This window comes from Sphingobium sp. B2 (genome assembly GCF_007693735.1).
Taxonomy (GTDB): Bacteria; Pseudomonadota; Alphaproteobacteria; order Sphingomonadales; family Sphingomonadaceae; genus Sphingobium; species Sphingobium xenophagum.
On record NZ_VDBZ01000001.1, the window covers coordinates 1,968,388 to 1,986,369 of the forward strand.

General features: G+C 61.6%; 13 protein-coding genes. 5 read left to right on the plus strand and 8 right to left on the minus strand.

Translation table 11 applies throughout. From position 1 onward, the window contains the following. Nucleotides 1-3 precede the first annotated feature (3 nt). Nucleotides 4-747: a LytR/AlgR family response regulator transcription factor gene (locus FE851_RS09470; protein WP_130752200.1), complete on the plus strand. Its 744-nt coding sequence runs from the start codon at nt 4-6 to the stop codon at nt 745-747. Nucleotides 748-835: 88 nt separating this feature from the next. On the opposite strand, the gene FE851_RS09475 is transcribed toward FE851_RS09470, so the two are convergent. After that, complete coding sequence (locus FE851_RS09475; protein ID WP_107123678.1) at nt 836-1,168, minus strand: UrcA family protein; 333 nt, start codon at nt 1,166-1,168, stop codon at nt 836-838. A 156-nt stretch (nt 1,169-1,324) separates the two neighbouring features. On the opposite strand from FE851_RS09475, the gene FE851_RS26705 reads away from it, so the two are divergent. Together FE851_RS26705 and uvrA are read left to right on the plus strand one after the other, a co-directional pair. Then, complete coding sequence (locus tag FE851_RS26705; RefSeq protein ID WP_019051473.1) at nt 1,325-1,459, plus strand: hypothetical protein; 135 nt, start codon at nt 1,325-1,327, stop codon at nt 1,457-1,459. 575 nt (nt 1,460-2,034) lie between these two features. After that, complete coding sequence (uvrA, locus tag FE851_RS09485; protein WP_145201918.1) at nt 2,035-4,953, plus strand: excinuclease ABC subunit UvrA; 2,919 nt, start codon at nt 2,035-2,037, stop codon at nt 4,951-4,953. 257 nt (nt 4,954-5,210) lie between these two features. Here the strand turns inward: uvrA and FE851_RS09490 are convergent, their stop codons facing one another. Next, entirely contained in the window at nt 5,211-5,813 is a 603-nt protein-coding gene (locus FE851_RS09490; protein WP_145201921.1) for a hypothetical protein, read from the minus strand. Between the two features lie 228 nt (nt 5,814-6,041). Here FE851_RS09490 and FE851_RS27265 point away from each other — a divergent pair, with 228 nt between their 5' ends. Together FE851_RS27265 and FE851_RS09500 are read left to right on the plus strand one after the other, a co-directional pair. Further along, nucleotides 6,042-6,293: a hypothetical protein gene (locus FE851_RS27265; protein ID WP_409994500.1), complete on the plus strand. Its 252-nt coding sequence runs from the start codon at nt 6,042-6,044 to the stop codon at nt 6,291-6,293. 288 nt (nt 6,294-6,581) lie between these two features. Beyond that, nucleotides 6,582-11,258 (plus strand): NAD-glutamate dehydrogenase, encoded by a 4,677-nt coding sequence (locus tag FE851_RS09500; RefSeq protein ID WP_145201924.1) that lies wholly within the window; start codon nt 6,582-6,584, stop codon nt 11,256-11,258. Nucleotides 11,259-11,823: 565 nt separating this feature from the next. Here FE851_RS09500 and FE851_RS09510 read toward each other — a convergent pair. From FE851_RS09510 to FE851_RS09535, 6 genes are read right to left on the minus strand one after another with little or no spacing between them, the layout of a single operon-like run. Continuing rightward, the gene (locus FE851_RS09510; protein WP_145201927.1) at nt 11,824-12,606 is read right to left on the minus strand and encodes an enoyl-CoA hydratase/isomerase family protein; all 783 of its coding nucleotides are present in this window, start codon (nt 12,604-12,606) and stop codon (nt 11,824-11,826) included. Beyond that, nucleotides 12,603-13,673, minus strand: coding sequence for a phosphotransferase family protein (locus FE851_RS09515; protein WP_145201929.1), 1,071 nt, complete (start codon nt 13,671-13,673; stop codon nt 12,603-12,605). The genes FE851_RS09510 and FE851_RS09515 overlap by 4 nt, the downstream gene beginning before the upstream one ends. After that, on the minus strand, nt 13,670-15,109 hold the full coding sequence (locus FE851_RS09520; RefSeq protein ID WP_145201932.1) for a DUF1254 domain-containing protein: 1,440 nt from the start codon (nt 15,107-15,109) through the stop codon (nt 13,670-13,672). The genes FE851_RS09515 and FE851_RS09520 overlap by 4 nt, the downstream gene beginning before the upstream one ends. Next, nucleotides 15,106-16,266: an acyl-CoA dehydrogenase family protein gene (locus FE851_RS09525; RefSeq protein WP_145201935.1), complete on the minus strand. Its 1,161-nt coding sequence runs from the start codon at nt 16,264-16,266 to the stop codon at nt 15,106-15,108. The genes FE851_RS09520 and FE851_RS09525 overlap by 4 nt, the downstream gene beginning before the upstream one ends. Continuing rightward, nucleotides 16,263-17,015 (minus strand): SDR family NAD(P)-dependent oxidoreductase, encoded by a 753-nt coding sequence (locus tag FE851_RS09530; RefSeq protein ID WP_145201941.1) that lies wholly within the window; start codon nt 17,013-17,015, stop codon nt 16,263-16,265. The genes FE851_RS09525 and FE851_RS09530 overlap by 4 nt, the downstream gene beginning before the upstream one ends. Next, complete coding sequence (locus tag FE851_RS09535; RefSeq protein WP_145201944.1) at nt 17,012-17,899, minus strand: SDR family NAD(P)-dependent oxidoreductase; 888 nt, start codon at nt 17,897-17,899, stop codon at nt 17,012-17,014. Before FE851_RS09535 ends, FE851_RS09530 begins: the two co-directional genes overlap by 4 nt. Nucleotides 17,900-17,982 lie beyond the last annotated feature (83 nt).

The following is a 17,982-nucleotide window of genomic DNA, read 5'->3' on the forward strand; positions in this document are numbered from 1 at the left end:
CCCATGTCCATCCGCACCATGATCGTTGACGATGAACCGCTTGCCGTCGAGCGGCTCCAGATGCTGTGCGCGCGTGAACAGCGCATCGCGCTTGTGGGCACCGCCACCGATGGCGAAGCTGCGCTACGCCTGATCGAAGGATTGAAGCCCGACCTTGTCATGCTCGACATCGCCATGCCGTTACTCGACGGCATCGGCGTTGCCCGCGCGGTCGGGCGCATGGGCATCCGCCCGGCCGTCATCTTCGTCACCGCCTTTGAAGGGTTCGCGGTCGAAGCCTTCGACCTGGCCGCCATCGATTATATGCTCAAGCCCGTGGCCCACGATCGCCTGACCCGCGCCATCGACCGGGTCGAGGCAGTGTTGCGCAATCGCGCGCCAGAAGGCATCCCTACACCCGCTGAACCACAACCCGACTGGGCCGAAGAATTCTGGGTACCCCATCGTTCCGAACTGATCCGCATCGCCACCGACCAGATCGACCGGATCGAAGCGGAGCGCGACTATATGCGCCTGCATGTCGGCAGCCACAGCTATCTGCTGCACCAGACGATCAGCAGCCTGGAGGAGCGGCTCGATCCGCAGCAGTTCGTGCGTCTCCACCGTTCCCATATCGTGCGGCGCGATCATATCGCCCGCCTGCGTCATGACGGCAGCGGCGTCTGGTTCGCCGCGCTCGTCGACGGTAACGAAATCCGCATTGGCCGCACCTTCCTGGCGAACGCCCGTGCCATGACGGGACGCTGAGGCGAAACAACGGCGCGTCGCCCTGCCCTCACGCAAAAAAGCCCGGCATTGGCCGGGCTTCTTCACGATTTGGCGGGTACGCCGGCAATCAGTTCTGCATGCCCTTTGCGCCTGCATCGGCATAGCGTTCGCTGGTTTCGGCGCGAGCGATGGCGGCGTTGACCGGCGCTTCGACATGCGCGATCGCCTGCGTCTTGCACGCCTGCTTGGTGGCGTGGTCGGTCGACTTGCAAACCTGGTTTGCCGCGCGGGAAATGCGCTGACGCAATTCCCGCTGGTCGGACGCCTTGGACAGGTTCAGGTCGCCATGGCGCACTTCGCTCGTGCGGCCATTGGATATAAATTCACCAGCCGAAGCCGAACCGGCGGTGGCGATCAGCGCGAAGGAACCGAGCGCGGCGAAAAGGGTCGAACGGAACATGGGCTTATCTCCTCAAATCTGCTGTGGCTCAATCGCCACTTATCGACCACCGCCTGTTAGGGGCGGGCGGCGGTCCGGGTGCGAACGGGGCGGGCCTGGGGGTCATTTGGGGTCGGCGCCGTCTCCCGTTCGCCCACCCTGTTTAGGCGCGGGCCGATGATGACGCCCGCCTGGTTCGACCGGCGGCACTCCGCATCGGCCAACGACGCTCCCATCGACAAAGCGCCGCACGGCTCGGACAAACAGCGCGACGAACGACATGAACAGGCCGCCAAACGACATTTGCCGTAACGGAAAGCGGGAATCGCAACGAATGGCGGATGCAGGATTCGCTCGCCTGCAATAGCCGGGTCAGCGCATTGGTCCGCGCGCGCCGGACGCGAAAACGCCCCCGGCGCAAGGGATGGCCGGGGGCGTATCCAGGATGCTGTCGGGCACCGGGATCAGGATGAACTGTTGCGGAAAAGACGGTGCGACATGGGCACAGCCGTTTTCTGCATGGCGCTCATCATAGCTGCAATGCCGCTGCGCGAACGCCCCGTTCGACAACCTGCCCCGGCAATACGCCCGGCGGCATTCCCCGGCGACAAACCGCCGACCGACATCCACCAACGACATGGGACGGGCCGTTGGCTGCGTTTCTGCGTTGGCCGGGATAGGCTCAATCGATCGACTGGACGCTACGTCATGGCCGACAAAATCGGCAATGACGCGCAAATCAACCTCCATGTCTTTGGTACAGGGCGGCTAGCTTTGCGCTCCACGGTGCGGATTTTCCCTTCTCAAATCCCTGCCCTCGCCCCATCTGTCGGGACGATCGGCAGATGGACTTGCCCGAACAGAACAAATCTGGAACAACACGCCCCATGAGTCTGACCCACATAAGTGTGCGCGGCGCGCGCGAGCATAACCTCAAGGGCGTCGATGTCGATTTGCCCCGCGATTCCCTCATCGTCATTACTGGCCTGTCGGGATCGGGCAAAAGCTCGCTCGCCTTCGACACCATCTATGCCGAAGGACAGCGGCGCTATGTGGAATCGCTTTCCGCCTATGCGCGCCAGTTTCTGGAGATGATGCAGAAGCCCGATGTGGAGCATATCGAGGGTTTGAGCCCCGCGATCAGCATCGAGCAGAAGACCACATCCAAGAATCCGCGCTCGACCGTCGCGACCGTTACCGAAATCTACGATTATATGCGCCTGCTATGGGCGCGGGTCGGCATCCCCTACAGCCCCGCCACCGGCCTGCCGATCAGCGCCCAGACCGTCAGCCAGATGGTCGATCGCGTGATGCTGCTGCCGCAGGGCACCCGCTTTTACCTCCTTGCGCCCGTCGTGCGCGGGCGGAAGGGCGAATATCGCAAGGAATTGGCCGAATGGCAGAAGGCGGGCTATACCCGCGTCCGCATCGACGGCGAAATGATGCTGATCGAGGACGCTCCCGCGCTCGACAAGAAATATAAGCATGACATCGAAGTCGTGGTCGACCGCCTGGCCGTGGAAAACGACATGGGCACCCGCCTCGCCGACAGTTTCGAGCAGGCGCTCAAACTTGCCGACGGCCTGGCCTATGTCGATCTGGCCGATGGCGTCGTGCCGGGCCGCGAGGATGAAGCCCCCGCCGCCGACAAGAAGATGAAGGGGTCCGGCATCCCCGCCAACCGCATCGTGTTCAGCGAAAAATTCGCTTGTCCTGTCAGCGGTTTCACCATCGCGGAGATCGAGCCGCGCCTCTTTTCCTTTAACGCGCCCATGGGCGCCTGCCCGGCGTGCGACGGCCTTGGCGAACGGCTGGAGTTCGACCCCGAACTGGTCGTCCCCAACGAAGCCCTGAGCCTCAAGAAGGGCGCGGTCGTCCCCTGGGCAAAATCCAACCCGCCCAGTCCCTATTATATGCAAGTGCTCGGCTCACTGGCCAAGGAATTCGGCTTCAGCCTCGACACGCCCTGGGCGGACCTGCCGGGCGAAGTGAAGCTCATCATCCTGCACGGTACCGGCGGCAAGCCGGTCACCCTGAAATTCATGGATGGCCGCAAAAGCTATGAGGTGAAGAAAGCGTTTGAAGGCGTCATCGGCAACCTCAACCGCCGTCTGTTGCAAACCGAATCCGCCTGGATGCGCGAGGAACTGAGCAAATATCAGCGCGCCCAACCCTGCGAAACCTGCCACGGTGCGCGCCTCAAACCCGAAGCGCTGGCCGTCAAGATTGCGGGCGAGGATATTTCCCTCTCTACTCGCCGATCGGTGGTGGACGCGCTCAATTTCTTCACCGCGATGCCGGACAAGCTCAACGATCAGCAGAACCAGATCGCCAAGGCCATTCTCAAGGAAATCGTCGAGCGCCTCGGCTTCCTCAACAATGTCGGCCTCGATTATCTCAACCTCGACCGCACCAGCGGCACGCTGTCCGGCGGCGAATCCCAGCGCATTCGTTTGGCGTCCCAGATCGGTAGCGGGCTGTCCGGCGTCCTCTACGTCCTCGATGAACCCTCGATCGGCCTGCACCAGCGCGACAATGACCGTCTGCTCGTGACCTTGAAGCGCCTGCGCGACCTGGGCAACAGCGTGATCGTCGTCGAGCATGACGAGGATGCCATCCGTCACGCCGACTATATCGTCGACATGGGGCCGGGCGCGGGCATCCATGGCGGGCAGATCGTGACTCAGGGCACGCTGCCTGAAATCCTGGCCGCCAAAGGGTCGCTGACCGCCGACTATCTGAACGGCACCCGCCGCATCGACGTGCCCAAGAAGCGCCGCAAGGGATCGGGCAAGAAGATCACCGTCCACAATGCCCGCGCCAACAATCTGCGCGGCGTCACCGCATCGATCCCGCTTGGCACCTTCACCTGCATCACCGGCGTCTCCGGCTCCGGCAAGTCCAGCTTCACCATCGACACGCTTTACGCCGCCTCCGCCCGCGCCCTGAACGGCGCCCGCATTCTGGCCGGCGCGCATGACAAGGTGACGGGCCTGGAACATTGCGACAAGGTGATCGACATCGACCAGTCACCGATCGGCCGCACCCCCCGCTCCAACCCGGCCACCTATACCGGCGCCTTCACCAACATCCGCGACTGGTTCGCGGGCCTCCCTGAAGCCCAGGCGCGCGGCTACAAGCCCGGCCGTTTCAGCTTCAACGTCAAGGGCGGCCGCTGTGAAGCGTGCCAGGGCGACGGCGTGCTCAAGATCGAGATGCACTTCCTGCCCGACGTCTATGTGACATGCGACGTATGCCACGGCGCGCGCTACAATCGCGAAACGCTGGAGGTGAAGTTCAAGGGCAAGTCGATCGCCGACGTGCTGGACATGACGGTCGAGGACGCGGTCGAATTCTTCAAGGCCGTCCCCCCTATCCGCGACAAGATGGCGATGCTCGCCGAAGTGGGTCTTGGCTATATCAAGGTCGGCCAGCAGGCCACGACCCTGTCCGGCGGCGAAGCCCAGCGGGTCAAGCTCGCCAAGGAACTTTCCCGCCGCGCCACCGGCAACACTCTCTACATTCTGGATGAACCGACCACGGGCCTGCATTTCGAGGATGTCCGCAAACTCTTGGAAGTCCTCCACGCGCTGGTCGACCAGGGCAACAGCGTCGTCGTGATCGAACATAATCTGGACGTCATCAAGACCGCCGACTGGATCATCGACATGGGACCGGAAGGCGGCGTGAAGGGGGGCGAAGTGGTTGCCGAGGGCACGCCGGAAAAGGTCGCCAAGGAACCGCGGTCATTTACGGGACATTATCTCGCACCGTTGCTGGGGTTGGAGAGTGTGGCGGCGGAGTGAACACCCCTTACTCCGCCTATAGCAAAACCGCGATGAATTAATTCCTAAGTTATAGTGAATACTCTGTTTGAATTATCACCTTCAATCCAATGTCTTACAGAATCGGAAACTGCATCCATAACTTCAAATACTGATCCATCGTCATTTAGAAAGTTTGGCTGGCAGACCCCTTGAGGCGAATGAGGATATATCGTGATGAGACCCATACTTGCTAGCGTTAGGAATATTGGTGGGGGAGTTGGGATTTGGGAAAAAAATTAAAACGCTAGAAGCTTTCCAAACATGAATGCCGTAGCCTGCATATAGTCTGCTGGCGTATTTCTGTTAAGCCGAGCCATAGCTTTGTGGAAAACAGGCTCTTTCCCTGATATTTTAGATACAAAAGCCAATGCGATGACCCAATAGCCACTCAAAATACTAGATTGTGCAAAATTAGAACGCACGTATTGTGGTATCATCGCCGATTTTCGATCTGCAAATTCATAACTCATTGTGAACTGCGCAATCCAACGAGCTAGCACATCAAACTCTTCGGATTTAATAATTCCTTTTCCGTAATTCAATCGAGTCAAAATGGGGATCGCAGCATCCACATTATTTTTCATCCAACCACCGTTGCATTCTCGGCAAGCAATTTTTAGCGTTTGAGAACGATTAGAACCTGGCCTATTGAGTGCGCCTTTATATTGCTCAACAGGGAAATCTGGATTAAGATCCTTATAATTTTGAATTATATGAGTCATCTTAGGAGTATTAGAAAAATGTGATAGAGAATGCTTTTTTGACCATTTTCCGTATATTTGTTCTTTTGTTACATTATTGCGGCCACAATAAATGCATATACTTTGCTTGATCGACATATCTCAAAATCATTCCGTAATGAACTGCCTTGTAGGATTTATTATTTTTTATTCATCGCTAACGGCGCTGCGTTCCAACTATGCCTGATCCTGCTCATTTCCCAATACAACAATCAGCGCAGCGCGAGAGGTAACTAAATTTAACCAAGAAATTCATTCGACGGCAACCGCCGCGGGATGATCAGACATCTTCGAAAAGGATAACCCAGCGCCGGCCGCACATCACCCATACTAAGGTCGGAAGAACCAGAATATCCCACCGCCCATGACGCATGGCTCCGTGCAGAAATCGAAGCAGCGATGGCATCTGGCGAACCCGTCATTCCGCACGATCTGGTGATGGCTGGATTAGGAACCGATCCACTCCCTTTGAGCCTGCGCTGTTACATATTGACGCGGAGCATGTTGCGTTGCTCGCCTGGAGTTGGTGGACGCCTTAGCCATTATCGCACGCGCAGAGCGGCACGACGCGCCGCCTAGCTTGGGCGGATCGCGGCAAAATGCGCCGAAAGCGCCTTGATCCCCGCTCGACATGCGGCGCGGGCTGGCCGATAGTCGCGTCACGACCTGCCCCGCCAGCCTGTTCGGGGCATGTTGCGCTGCATCATATTATTTCAATGTTAAGACACTTTATTTCGCAATCAGACTTGAGCCTCCCGAAGGGCGGAGGCATATAGACGCTCGAAAGCCGAGGAGACGCATGGCGGCGATCCAGTGCCTCCTCCGTTCAATTCCAAGCGGGACGAACCCGCATGAGAGGTTAGGCGAATGACGGCGCTGGCGGACGCGAACATCAAGGAAGTCGACAAGTTCATTCGGGAGGCGCTGGAGGCAGCGCTGGAGCGTGGTGCGCTGCCCGGCGAACGCGAAGGGCTGGACGAGCATGGCATTGCCGCCGCCGCCGCCTTTCTGGGCCGCACCGCCAACGGGCGCAAGCCGGGCGAAGCCGCCATCATGGTCGAAACATTGGGCGAAGGCGCCAATGGCCGCTACATGCGGATCGCGATCGTCAACGACGACATGCCGTTTCTGGTCGACAGTATCGCCAACGCGCTCGCGGCCGCCGACATCACCATCCACCGCCTGCTGCACCCCGTCCTGTCGGTAACCCGGCATGCCGACGGATCGATCGCCGCGATTCTGGACGATGACGCGCCAGGCGCGCGACGCGAATCGATGATTTACATGGAAGCGGACCGGGCAGACGCCAAGGCGCGACGGGCGCTGGAAAAGGCGATGCGCGATACGCTGGCCGACGTGCGGGCGGCGGTGGCGGACTGGGCGCCGATGCAGGCGGCGATGTCGGCGGACGCCGATGCTGTGCCGGATGAGGAAGGCGCGGCGCTGCTGCGCTGGTTCCTGGCGCGCCATTTCACCCAGACCGGGCACGAACTGTGCAACCGCGACGGTACCACCCAGTCGCAGCTCGGCATCTGCACCCTGCGCGACAAGACGCTGATCGCCCCGGCTTCGCTGGAAGCCGCCTTCGTGTGGTTCGAGGAAGGCAAACGCACGCCGCTGATCATCAAGTCCAGCCGCCTTTCGCGCATTCATCGCCATGTGCTGCTCGACCTGATCATCATCCCCGTGCGCGAAGGGCGCGAGGTCAAGGCGCTGTCGATCCATGCGGGCATGTGGACCAGTTCGGGCCTGTCGGCGACCCCGGACAAGGTGCCTTTGCTGCGATCGACGCTGTCGAACCTGATGGACAAGTTCGGCTTCGATCCGGCGGGCCATGCGGGCAAGACGCTGGCCCACGCGCTCACCGCCCTGCCCCATGACATCACGATCGGTTTCGATCGCGAAACGCTGGAGCGGCTGGCGCTGACCTTCATGTCGCTGACGGACCGGCCGCGGCCGAAGCTGGCGCTCGCGACCAGCGCTTTGGCGCGCCATCTTTATGCCTTTGTCTGGCTGCCGCGCGACGAATTGTCGACCGCGCGCCGGATGGCGGTGCAGGACATGCTGGCGCAGGCGTCGAACGGGCCGGTTCTCAGCTGGTCGATCGCGCTGGAGGAAGGCGGACTGGCGCTGCTGCGCATCACGCTCGACCTGCGCGAAGGCGGCGTGGTGCCCGATGACGCGGAACTGGACCATCAACTCAAGCAGATGGTGCGCGGCTGGCTGCCCGCCGTCGAGGAAGCGCTGGCCCAGACCGAGGAGCCGGGCCGCGCCGCCGCGCTGGCGCAACGCTACGCCGGGGGTTTCCCTGCGGTCTATCGCAACGGCGCCGGGCCAGCCGAAGCGGCTATCGACATCCGCCTGATCCATGGTCTGTCCGGAGCGGACGACAAATCGATCCGCATCTATCGCAACCCTGAGGATAGCGCGGAACGGCTGCGGCTCAAACTCTACAGCCATATGACGATCGCCTTGTCCGAAGTCGTCCCGGCGTTCGAGAATTTCGGTTTTCGCGTGATCGAGGAGATGACGACGGCCATCGACGCGAATGGCCAGAAGGGCGCGCTGGGCCATGTCCAGCGTTTCGTACTGGAACTGCCCGCTGGCGGCGATGCGCAGGGCGTGGTCGACCGCGCCGACATCGTCACCGAAGCGATCGCCCAGGTACTGGAAGGCCGGGCGGAAAATGACCGCTTCAACGAACTGATCGTTACCGCCGGGCTGACGCCGCGATCGGTCGTGCTGTTCCGGGCGCTGTTCCGCTACCTGCGTCAGACCGGCATGGCCTATGGCATGGCGACCTTTGCCGAAACGCTGCGCCGTGCGCAGGGGGTTGCGGTCAATCTGGTCGCCCTGTTCGAGGCGCTGCACGATCCCGCCACGCGCGATGGCGCAGATGCGCGCGTGGCGGAGGCGCAGGCGGCGATCGACGCCGGGCTGGAAGCCGTGACCGCGATTGACGAGGATCGGGTGCTGCGCCTGTTGCGTGCGGTCATCACCGCGACGCTGCGCACCAATTTCTTCAGCAAGGCCGCAGTCGAGGCGCTGGCGTTCAAGCTGGACAGCGCCCAGGTTCCCGGCCTGCCTGCGCCACTGCCATGGCGCGAAATCTGGGTCTATTCCCCCAGGGTAGAGGGCATCCATCTGCGTGCCGGGCCAGTCGCGCGCGGCGGGTTGCGCTGGTCCGACCGGCGCGATGATTTCCGCACCGAAATATTGGGCCTGATGAAGGCGCAGCGGGTGAAGAACGCCGTGATCGTGCCGACCGGGGCCAAGGGCGGCTTCTATCCCAAGCAATTGCCCAATCCGCAGGCCGATCGTGATGCCTGGCTGGCCGAGGGCACGGAAAGCTACCGCATCTTCATCCGCGCGCTGCTGTCGGTCACCGACAATATCGTCAACGATCATGTGAAGCACCCCGCCCAGGTCGTCGTGCGCGACGGCGACGACCCCTATTTCGTGGTCGCCGCCGACAAGGGGACGGCGACCTTCAGCGACGTGGCCAATGCCATTGCGCTCGACCGCAAATTCTGGCTGGGCGATGCCTTTGCCAGCGGCGGGTCCAACGGTTACGACCATAAGGCGATGGGCATCACCGCGCGCGGAGCGTGGATCTCCGTCCAGCGCCACTTTGCCGAAATGGGCGTCGACGTGCAGAGCGAGCCGATCAGCGTCGTGGGCTGCGGCGACATGTCGGGCGATGTGTTCGGCAACGGCATGTTGCTCAGCAAGGCGATCAAGCTGGTCGCCGCCTTCGATCATCGTCACATCTTCTTCGATCCTGCGCCCGATCCCGCCAGAAGCTGGGAGGAGCGCAACCGTATGTTCCAGCTGCCCCGCTCAAGCTGGGACGATTATGACAAGGCGCTGATCTCGAAGGGTGGCGGCGTATTTTCCCGCGCGCTCAAGAGCATAACGCTGACTCCGGAAATCCAGGCGATACTGGGCGTCACCGATGCCGAGATGGAGCCGACCGCGCTGATTTCCGCGATCCTCAAGGCCCCGGCCGACCTGCTCTGGTTCGGCGGCATTGGCACCTATGTAAAGGCGGCCGCGCAAAGCCACAGCGATGTCGGCGATCCCGCCAATGACCGGTTGCGCGTGAATGCAGAACAACTGCGCGTCAAGGTGATCGGTGAAGGTGCCAATCTGGGCACGACGCAGGCGGGCCGGATCGCCTTTTCGCTGCATGGCGGACGGATCAACACCGATTTCATCGACAATAGCGCGGGCGTCGATTGTTCGGATAATGAGGTCAATATCAAGATCGCGCTCAACAAGGAGATGGCCGAGGGTCGCCTGCCGTTCGAGGAGCGCAATGCGCTGCTGGAAAGCATGACCGATGCCGTCGGCGCGATCGTGCTGGAGGATAATCGCCTTCAGGCGTTGGGACTGTCGATCGCCGAAAATGGCGGCGCGGCGGATCTGGCAAGCTATGTCCGCCTGATCGAGACATTCGAGGAAAGCGGGCGCCTTGACCGGCAGGTTGAAGGACTGGCCGCCAATGACCAGTTGCTGCGGCGTGGGCAGGACGGCCAGGGGCTGACCAGACCCGAACTGGCTGTGCTGCTGTCGACCGCCAAGCTGTCCTTGCAGGATGCGATCGAACAAAGCGACATCGCCAGCGACGACAGCATGACTGGCGAACTGATGGCCGCCTTCCCCCCTGCGATGCAGGAAAAGGAGGCCGATGCGATCGCCGCCCATGCGCTGCGCAGGGAAATCATCGCCACCAAGGTCGCCAATCGCATCGTGAACCGGCTGGGCCTGATCCATCCGTTCGAAATGGTGGAGGAGGAAGGCTGTTCGCTGGGCGACATGGCCAGCGCCTTCCTGATTGCCGAGCGCCTCTATGACATCGACGCGCTATGGGCGGATATTGACGCCGCCGAGATGGCGGAAAGCGCGCGCCTTGCCCTGTTCGGCGACATTGCCAGCGGGATGCGGGCGCAGATTGCCGATATCTTGCGTAGCCAACCGGCCGGAACATTGCCCAGCGCCGGATTGGCCGCCCTTAAGCAGGGAGTTGGCACATTGGCGGCGCAGGTCGACGATCTGCTGACGAGCGAAGCGCAGCGCCGCACCAATGCGGTGACAGACAGGCTGCTGGCGCTCGGCGCGCCAGAGGCTCTGGCGCGGCGTGCGGCGGGTCTGTTCAAGCTGGACGGCGCAGTCGGAATCGCAGCCCTGGCCGGAAAGATGGGCGTGGATGAAGTCGCGCTGACCCGCGCCTTCACCCATCTGGGCGAAGCGGTCGGAATCGACTGGGTCCAGTCCGCCGCCGCGCGCATGGAACCGAGCGACCCGTGGGAGCGGCTGCTGATTTCGGGCGTCGCCCGCGACATGCAGCAGGTCCGGCTCGATTTCCTGGCCCATGGCAAAGGCAAGGACATATCGGACCATGTCGAGCAATGGCTGATCCAGCGCGGCCCCCGCATCCGCCAGTTCCGCACCCTGGTACAACGCGCCAAGGCCGCGGCGACGCCCAATGTGGCGATGCTGGCCGAAATTGCCGGTCAAGCGCGCGGACTGCTGGGCCGGTAACCAGCGCCGCTGAGGGACGAAGGCGGCCATTGATCAAACGAGAAGAAGATGGATGACGACGACTTTGTAGCCAGATTCTCCTGACGACGGGCAATTCGACTTCGTCGGAGACTTCTGCTTCATGCAGTATCTCCGTCGATGGGTTTTGAGCATGGCCAATGGCCATGACCGCCAAATCCAGAAGGTGTGTACAATGACGGCGCGCAATATCCTTGGCGTAGAAATCGCGCCCTCATGTGCGGATCGGAAGCCTGACCAAGGATTGAAGCTGGTCGATTGCCCTTGGGCAGGCCGTTGTGGGTACGCGGACGCTTTCGCCCTATGGCAGTGACGACTGAAGCGTCGCGCAGGACAGAGCAGCGCATCTCGTGAATATTGTCGAGGAGATGACCAACAACTCGATTGCTCCCCGCACGCAGACTGATGCGACGCAAGGTGAACCGGTCCCATAGTCTGGGTTGAGCGGAATGTTGAATTGCGCGGGCCTCATGAAAAGCGGGCAGACCTGTCGGAACAGGTAAAACGCATGTTGGGATACTGGCGCGTCCTGGCGATCAACACGCGACTATACAAAATGGGGTGATCGCTTCGCCAGGAAGGCGGCGACGCCTTCCCGGCCTTCGACTGCGCCGGCGGACTTAGCGATCGAGGCGGTCTCGCGATCCAGTTGGTCGCGCAAGCTAGCGTTCGCCGATTCCATCAGCAGGGCGCGGCATCGGGCCAGGGCGCGGACTGGCCCCTTTGCCAGCGCCGTCGCAACCGCGGACGCTTCGACATGCAGTGCATCGTCAGGGACCACGCGCGTAACAAGGCCGATGGATACCGCTTCCTCCGCCCCGATCCGTCGATTGGTGAACAGCATCTCCTGCGCCCGCCGCATGCCGATAAGCTGTGGCAGCCACCATGATGCGCCGCCGTCCGGCGTCAGTCCAACAGCGCTGTAGGCCGAAGTGAAATGGGCAGAATCGGCAGCAAGTGCGATATCCCCCATGATGGCAAGACTTAGCCCCGCGCCGGCAGCGGGCCCATTGATCGCCGTGACCAGAGGCTTTTCCATCGTAGCAAGCCGATAGATGCCGGCGTGGAAACTCCGCGCGAGAGCGCCAACCGCCGCTTCGGCATCGTCGCCAGCTGCAGAGAAGGCGTCAATGTCGCCACCGACGCAAAAAAATTTGCCGCTTCCGGTAAGGACGACACATCGTATCGCAGGGTCTGCCGCGCAACGCTCCGCCAGTTCATGGAGTCGCAATGCGAATGCGGGATCGACCGAATTGCGCTTGTCCGGCCGCGCCAGCGTCAGCCATGCGACGCTGTCCTGGATGTCGAGCGTGATGGCCGGACTGCTCATCGGGCACCTGCTTTTTCCGCCTGCTGCCACGCAAGGCGCATAAGTTCCGGCAGCACCGCAACGCGCTCACGGGCCTGCGCGGAGGAGGCATTGCCGCGGATCACCCTGCCCTTGATGCCATGGAAAATCGCCGCGAGCCGAAAGAAATTGAACGCAATGTAAAAGTCGTACCCCGGCATGTCCGCTAGTCCCCTGCGCCGACAATAGGCGGCGAGATAGGCCTCTTCATCGGCGATGCCGAGCGAGGCCGGGTCGCGTCCGCCAAGCCCGGCGACGATATGGGGCGGCATGCGGTACATCATCGCATGATAGGCGAAGTCGGCGCCCGGATGCCCCAGCGTCGAAAGCTCCCAGTCGAGCACCGCCAGCACGCGCGGCTGCGTTGGGTGGAAGATCAGATTATCGATGCGAAAGTCGCCATGGACGATGCTCGTTTCTTCACCCGGCGGGATATGGAGGGGGAGCCATTCCACAAGCCGGTCCATATAGGGATCACGGCCTGCCTCTGCATCTTCGGCATATTGGCGGGACCAGCGCGCGATCTGCCGTTCGAAATAGTTGCCGGGTCGGCCATAGTCTGCCAGCCCGGCTGCGATATGGTCGATACTATGAAGATCTGCGATCGTCGCGTTCATCGCATCGAACAGCGCGGATCGTTCAGCGGTTGATATGCCCGGAACCGCTGCGTCCCAGAAGATGCGCCCTTCCACCATGTCCATGACATAGAATATGGTGCCGATAATGGCTGGATCGCTGCACAGGCCATGGACAGCGGCGACCGGGAAACCGGCGTGCGCGAGGCCGGTCAGCACGCGTGCTTCCCGATCGAGCGCATGGGCGCCCTTGAGCAAGGGGCCGGGCGGCTGCTTGCGCAAAACATAGGTCTTGCCGGGCGTGATCAGCTTGTAGGTCGGATTGGACTGGCCACCCTTGAACTGCTCTAAGCCGAGCGGTCCCGCATAATCGGCAACATTGGCGCGCATCCACAGGTCCAGCGCGCCCAGGTCCAGTTCATAACCAGGGCGAACGGCGGCGGTGCCGCTATTGGCATCGACCAAAGCGCTCATCGCCCGCCCTGCTCCTGCGCAATGGCCGGCGGCAACCAATGGCCGTTGAGCATTTCCGGTTTTGGTCCATAGGCGCGAATGACGACGAAAAACGGCCCGGCCGGAGCGGGAAGCCAGTTCCCGCCGGCCGGGGCTTTGTGCTGAATCCGGATGTCGATCGATCCATCCTTCTGCACCTTCAACCCTTTGGTCCGATCGCTTACCAAATAGCGGTCCAAAGGATTGGGATAGAGAGCAAATGTCTTTGCGTCGTATAGCGTGACGGACCAGAAGCTGTTGACGGGTGGCGGTGTTTGCAGCCGGAGCGTGTAGCGGGACGACGCACCATCCAGCACTGCGCCCTTACCATCGACGAAGGTCGTGTAAGAGGCATTTTCTTCGCGCACATTCGCGCCCAGCCCCGCGATATTGATGACGGACCGGCGGACATAGTTGAAACCATAGACGCCCTTGTTGACCTTCATCCAACCAGTACCGGTGGGTTCGCCCAATTGCGACTTGGCACGAGTAAGCATGGCCAGCGCCTCTGCATAACCGCTTTCAATCGCCGCCCGCGCCAAAGGGCTCAGCGCGTCGGGATCAAACCCCTTGTCACCCAATATGCCGATCGGCCGGAAGCGCGATACCAGCGCGTCCTCACCCGGCTGCCAGCCATTGGCACGAAGAACATAGTCGAGGACGCGAAGATAGCCGATGGCCCCCGGCGCAGGCGGCGGCGGGGTTGGAATGCCGGATTCGTTCGCCATTCCAATGCCCTGCGGAACAATAATCCTGACCGCGTCCTGAAAGGCGCGCGCCTTCTGCACATCGCCGTCGGACTGGGCGAAGGCGCGCATGAGTATCCAGAGCTGGGGCGTGGCCGCCCGATATATGCGCACGCCTTCGGGCGGGGTTCCACTCCAGTCACGCGGAACCAGCAAAAAACGACCGCCTTCAAATCCAATCGTCCGGTTGCTCAAATTGCTGGGATTACCGAAAATGTCGAAGATGTTGAGCGTGAAATATTTGAGCTGCGTCGCCGGAATATCGATTTCGACCGGCCCCTTGCTGAGGTCGATCCATGCGGTCGAATAGAGCGTATCGGTGTTGGGAACCTTGAACGTGGCATAGTCAGGCCCGGCAAGGTTGCGATCATGGGCGAAGCGGTTGAAGCCGGTGTAGTTGTCCGAACCGCGATCGAACACCTGCCGATAAAGCTGCTCATAATGCAGATAAGCCGACATGCCATAGACGGTCGCATCGAACGCGATGGTATGAAGCAGGGCGGCGCGGTCCTTCTCGTCCCTTGGCAGCAGATCCTCGCCATAGCCGGAGTGCGTAGCAGGGGCTTCGGGTGCGGCAAAATTCCCAGCCTGACCATGTAGCGACGTCGATGCCAGGAGTGGCAGCAGCAACAGCAGCGATTTCGCGGCGCGCGCATTTCGTCCGGCGATCATGCCTGCCCCCCCTTCCAGTCCCGCTTTATCTTTTTGGCGAGGCTCCATTTGTGGACCTCGGTTGGACCATCATAGATACGAAAGGCACGGATTTCCCGGAACGCCTGCTCCACAATAGTGTCGCCAGATACGCCTGTTCCGCCCATCACCTGAACGCATCGGTCAGCGACACGGAACAGCGCATCCGACACGGCGACCTTGGCCATCGAGCTTTCGGCCGTGCCGAGCGATCCGGTGTCGAGCACGCCCGCGCACCAGTCGATCATCAGTTCCGCCTGCTTCAGATCAATGAGATTGTCCGCCAGCATGAAGCCGACGCCTTCATGATCGACGAGCGGCTTGCCAAAGGCATGGCGACGGCAGGCATAGTCCGTCGCGATTTCGTGCGCGCGCATCGCAAGCCCAAGCCAGCGCATGCAATGAGACAGCCTGGCGGGGCTGAGGCGGATTTGCGCATAGGCAAAGCCTTCACCGCTCGCGCCCAGCATCTGGTCTGCCGATACGCGCAGGTCGACGATGTCGACCTCCGCATGCCCGCCGGGCATTGAACTGTCGATCGTATCAATCACGCGCACTGTTCGGATGGCAGGGTCGGGCAAGTCGACCAGGAACATGCATGCGCCATCGTCGGATCGGGCCATGACGATGCCCACGCGCGCACCATCCGCGCCGGTGATGAATTTCTTGCGGCCGTTGATCACCCAGTGATTGCCATCCAGACGGCAGGTCGTCTGCATCATCGACGGGTCGGACCCTGCCCCCCCGGTTTCGGCAGGCTCCGTCATGAAGAAGGCCGATCGCGCTTCGCCGCTCACCAATGGTTCAAGAAAGCGCGATTTCTGCTCCGCGCTCCCGACCTTACCCAGCAAATACATGTTGCCCTCGTCAGGCGCGGCCGTGTTGCACGCGAGCGGACCGAGAGGCGACAGCCCCGTCTTTATGAGGACGATGGCTGTCTCCCGCTGCGTCAGATGCGACCCGTCTTGCAGGATATGCGGCGTGAGGACGCCCGCCGAGTGCGCCTTTGCGCGCAACTCCCTGACCAGTGCTTCCTCCGGGCCATGGAAACCCAGCCGGCTGTCCTTTTCATAGGGGATTACTTCATTGCGGACGAAGGCTTCCACCTTCGTTGCGATGGCCATGGCTCGATCGGTCATTGTGCGGTGCTCCCCCCATCGATCACCAGTTCGGCGCCCGTCATGTAACGGGATTCATCGCTTGCCAGGAAAAGGATCCCGTCCGCGATCTCCTCCGCCTGCCCGATCCGGCCAATCGGGACGTCCGCCAGCAGGGTCTTGGCGATCTCCGCATCGGCATAGGCCGGCGCGGTCAGGGGCGTGGCGATGTGGCCGGGATGAATGGAATTGGCGCGTACCCCATTGCCTGCCTCCGCGCATTCAATCGCGGTCGCCTTGGTGAACATACGAACGCCCCCCTTCGCGGCGCTGTAGGAACCGGTACCGACGCCGGCGACGATACCGCGAATCGAGGACATGTTTACGATCGCGCCATGACCGGAGGCAGCGAGCAAAGGCAGCATATATTTTGTCCCCAGGAACACGCTGTCCAGATTGACGGCCAGGATCGACCGCCACTGCGCCAAAGTCGTGTCGGCAATGGACGCGAATTTGCCGAAACCGGCGTTGTTCACCAGAATGTCGAGTTTCCCGAACCGTGCGCCGATCCGATCGGCAAGCGCCGCCCATGCCTGCTCGTCGGTTACGTCCATCGTCGCCATATCATGCCCGTCACCGCGCAGCGATGCGCAAGCAGTCGACAAGGCGTCGCCGTTGCGGTCCGCCAACACGACTTTGGCGCCCTCCTCCGCAAAACGCCGGGCCGTCGCGAACCCGATGCCAGAGGCGCCGCCGGTAATCAGCGCGATCCGCGAGTCCAGCCTGTTCATAATTTTTCCTTATCCAGATCAGCCTTGCCTTCGCTGAGTGAGATCAAACTGTCGAACCGGGGATTTTCCCGGTTTAGAATGGCTTGCGTCCTTTGTGCGATAGCCGCGTCGTACCGCGCGGAGGTGAAGACGTAGAACTGATCCTTGCGGATGCCGTCAAATGCCTCCGCGGCGACCTGTTCCGGAGACGGCGCGTTCTGGAACAGCTTGTCGGAAATAGACTGAAATTCGGGCGCTTCCACAGGCTGCCCAAGGGCTGATTGCAAATGGGCGGGCCGTGATCGCTCGGCCTCGTAAATGCGCGTCGCGACCAGACCAGGACATAGCATAGTGACACCGATCGGAGCATTGCGCGCGCGCAGGCCAGCATAAAGGGCTTCGGTAACGCGCACGGCAGCATGTTTTGACGCGCCATAGACAGCCGAGCCTTCGCCACTCACGAAGCCGGCGACGGATGCGGTATTCAGGATATGCCCCGACCGTCCCTCTGCCAGCATCCTGGGCACGAAGCTGCGGATGCCGTTGACTACGCCATCCACGTTCACGCCAAAGGCCCAGCGCCAATCCTCCAGCGCATATTCCCAGACCGGCCGGTGACGCCCCCCAGGCACGACGCCGGCATTGTTGCACAGCAAGGATACCTCACCAAAACGGGACCAAGCGCTGTCGGCAAGAGCCTGAACCGCTTCCGGGTCGGCCACATCGGTCCTTTGGAGCATGATTGCCGAACAGTCGATGGTCGCGGCTACCGCTTCAAGGTCGGCAAGATTGATGTCGGCAAGGACCAGGTTCATGCCCTCTTGCGCGGCGACACGCGCGAGCGCCGCGCCGATGCCGCTGCCCGCGCCGGTAATGACTGCCGTCCGGCCCTTGAAGTCTTTCATCGGGAGCGTACTCCTCTCATGTCGGCCGAATTGGATCGGCCCGTTATAGGGCGCGATGTAGTCGACCGTCCGGTCGGACGTCA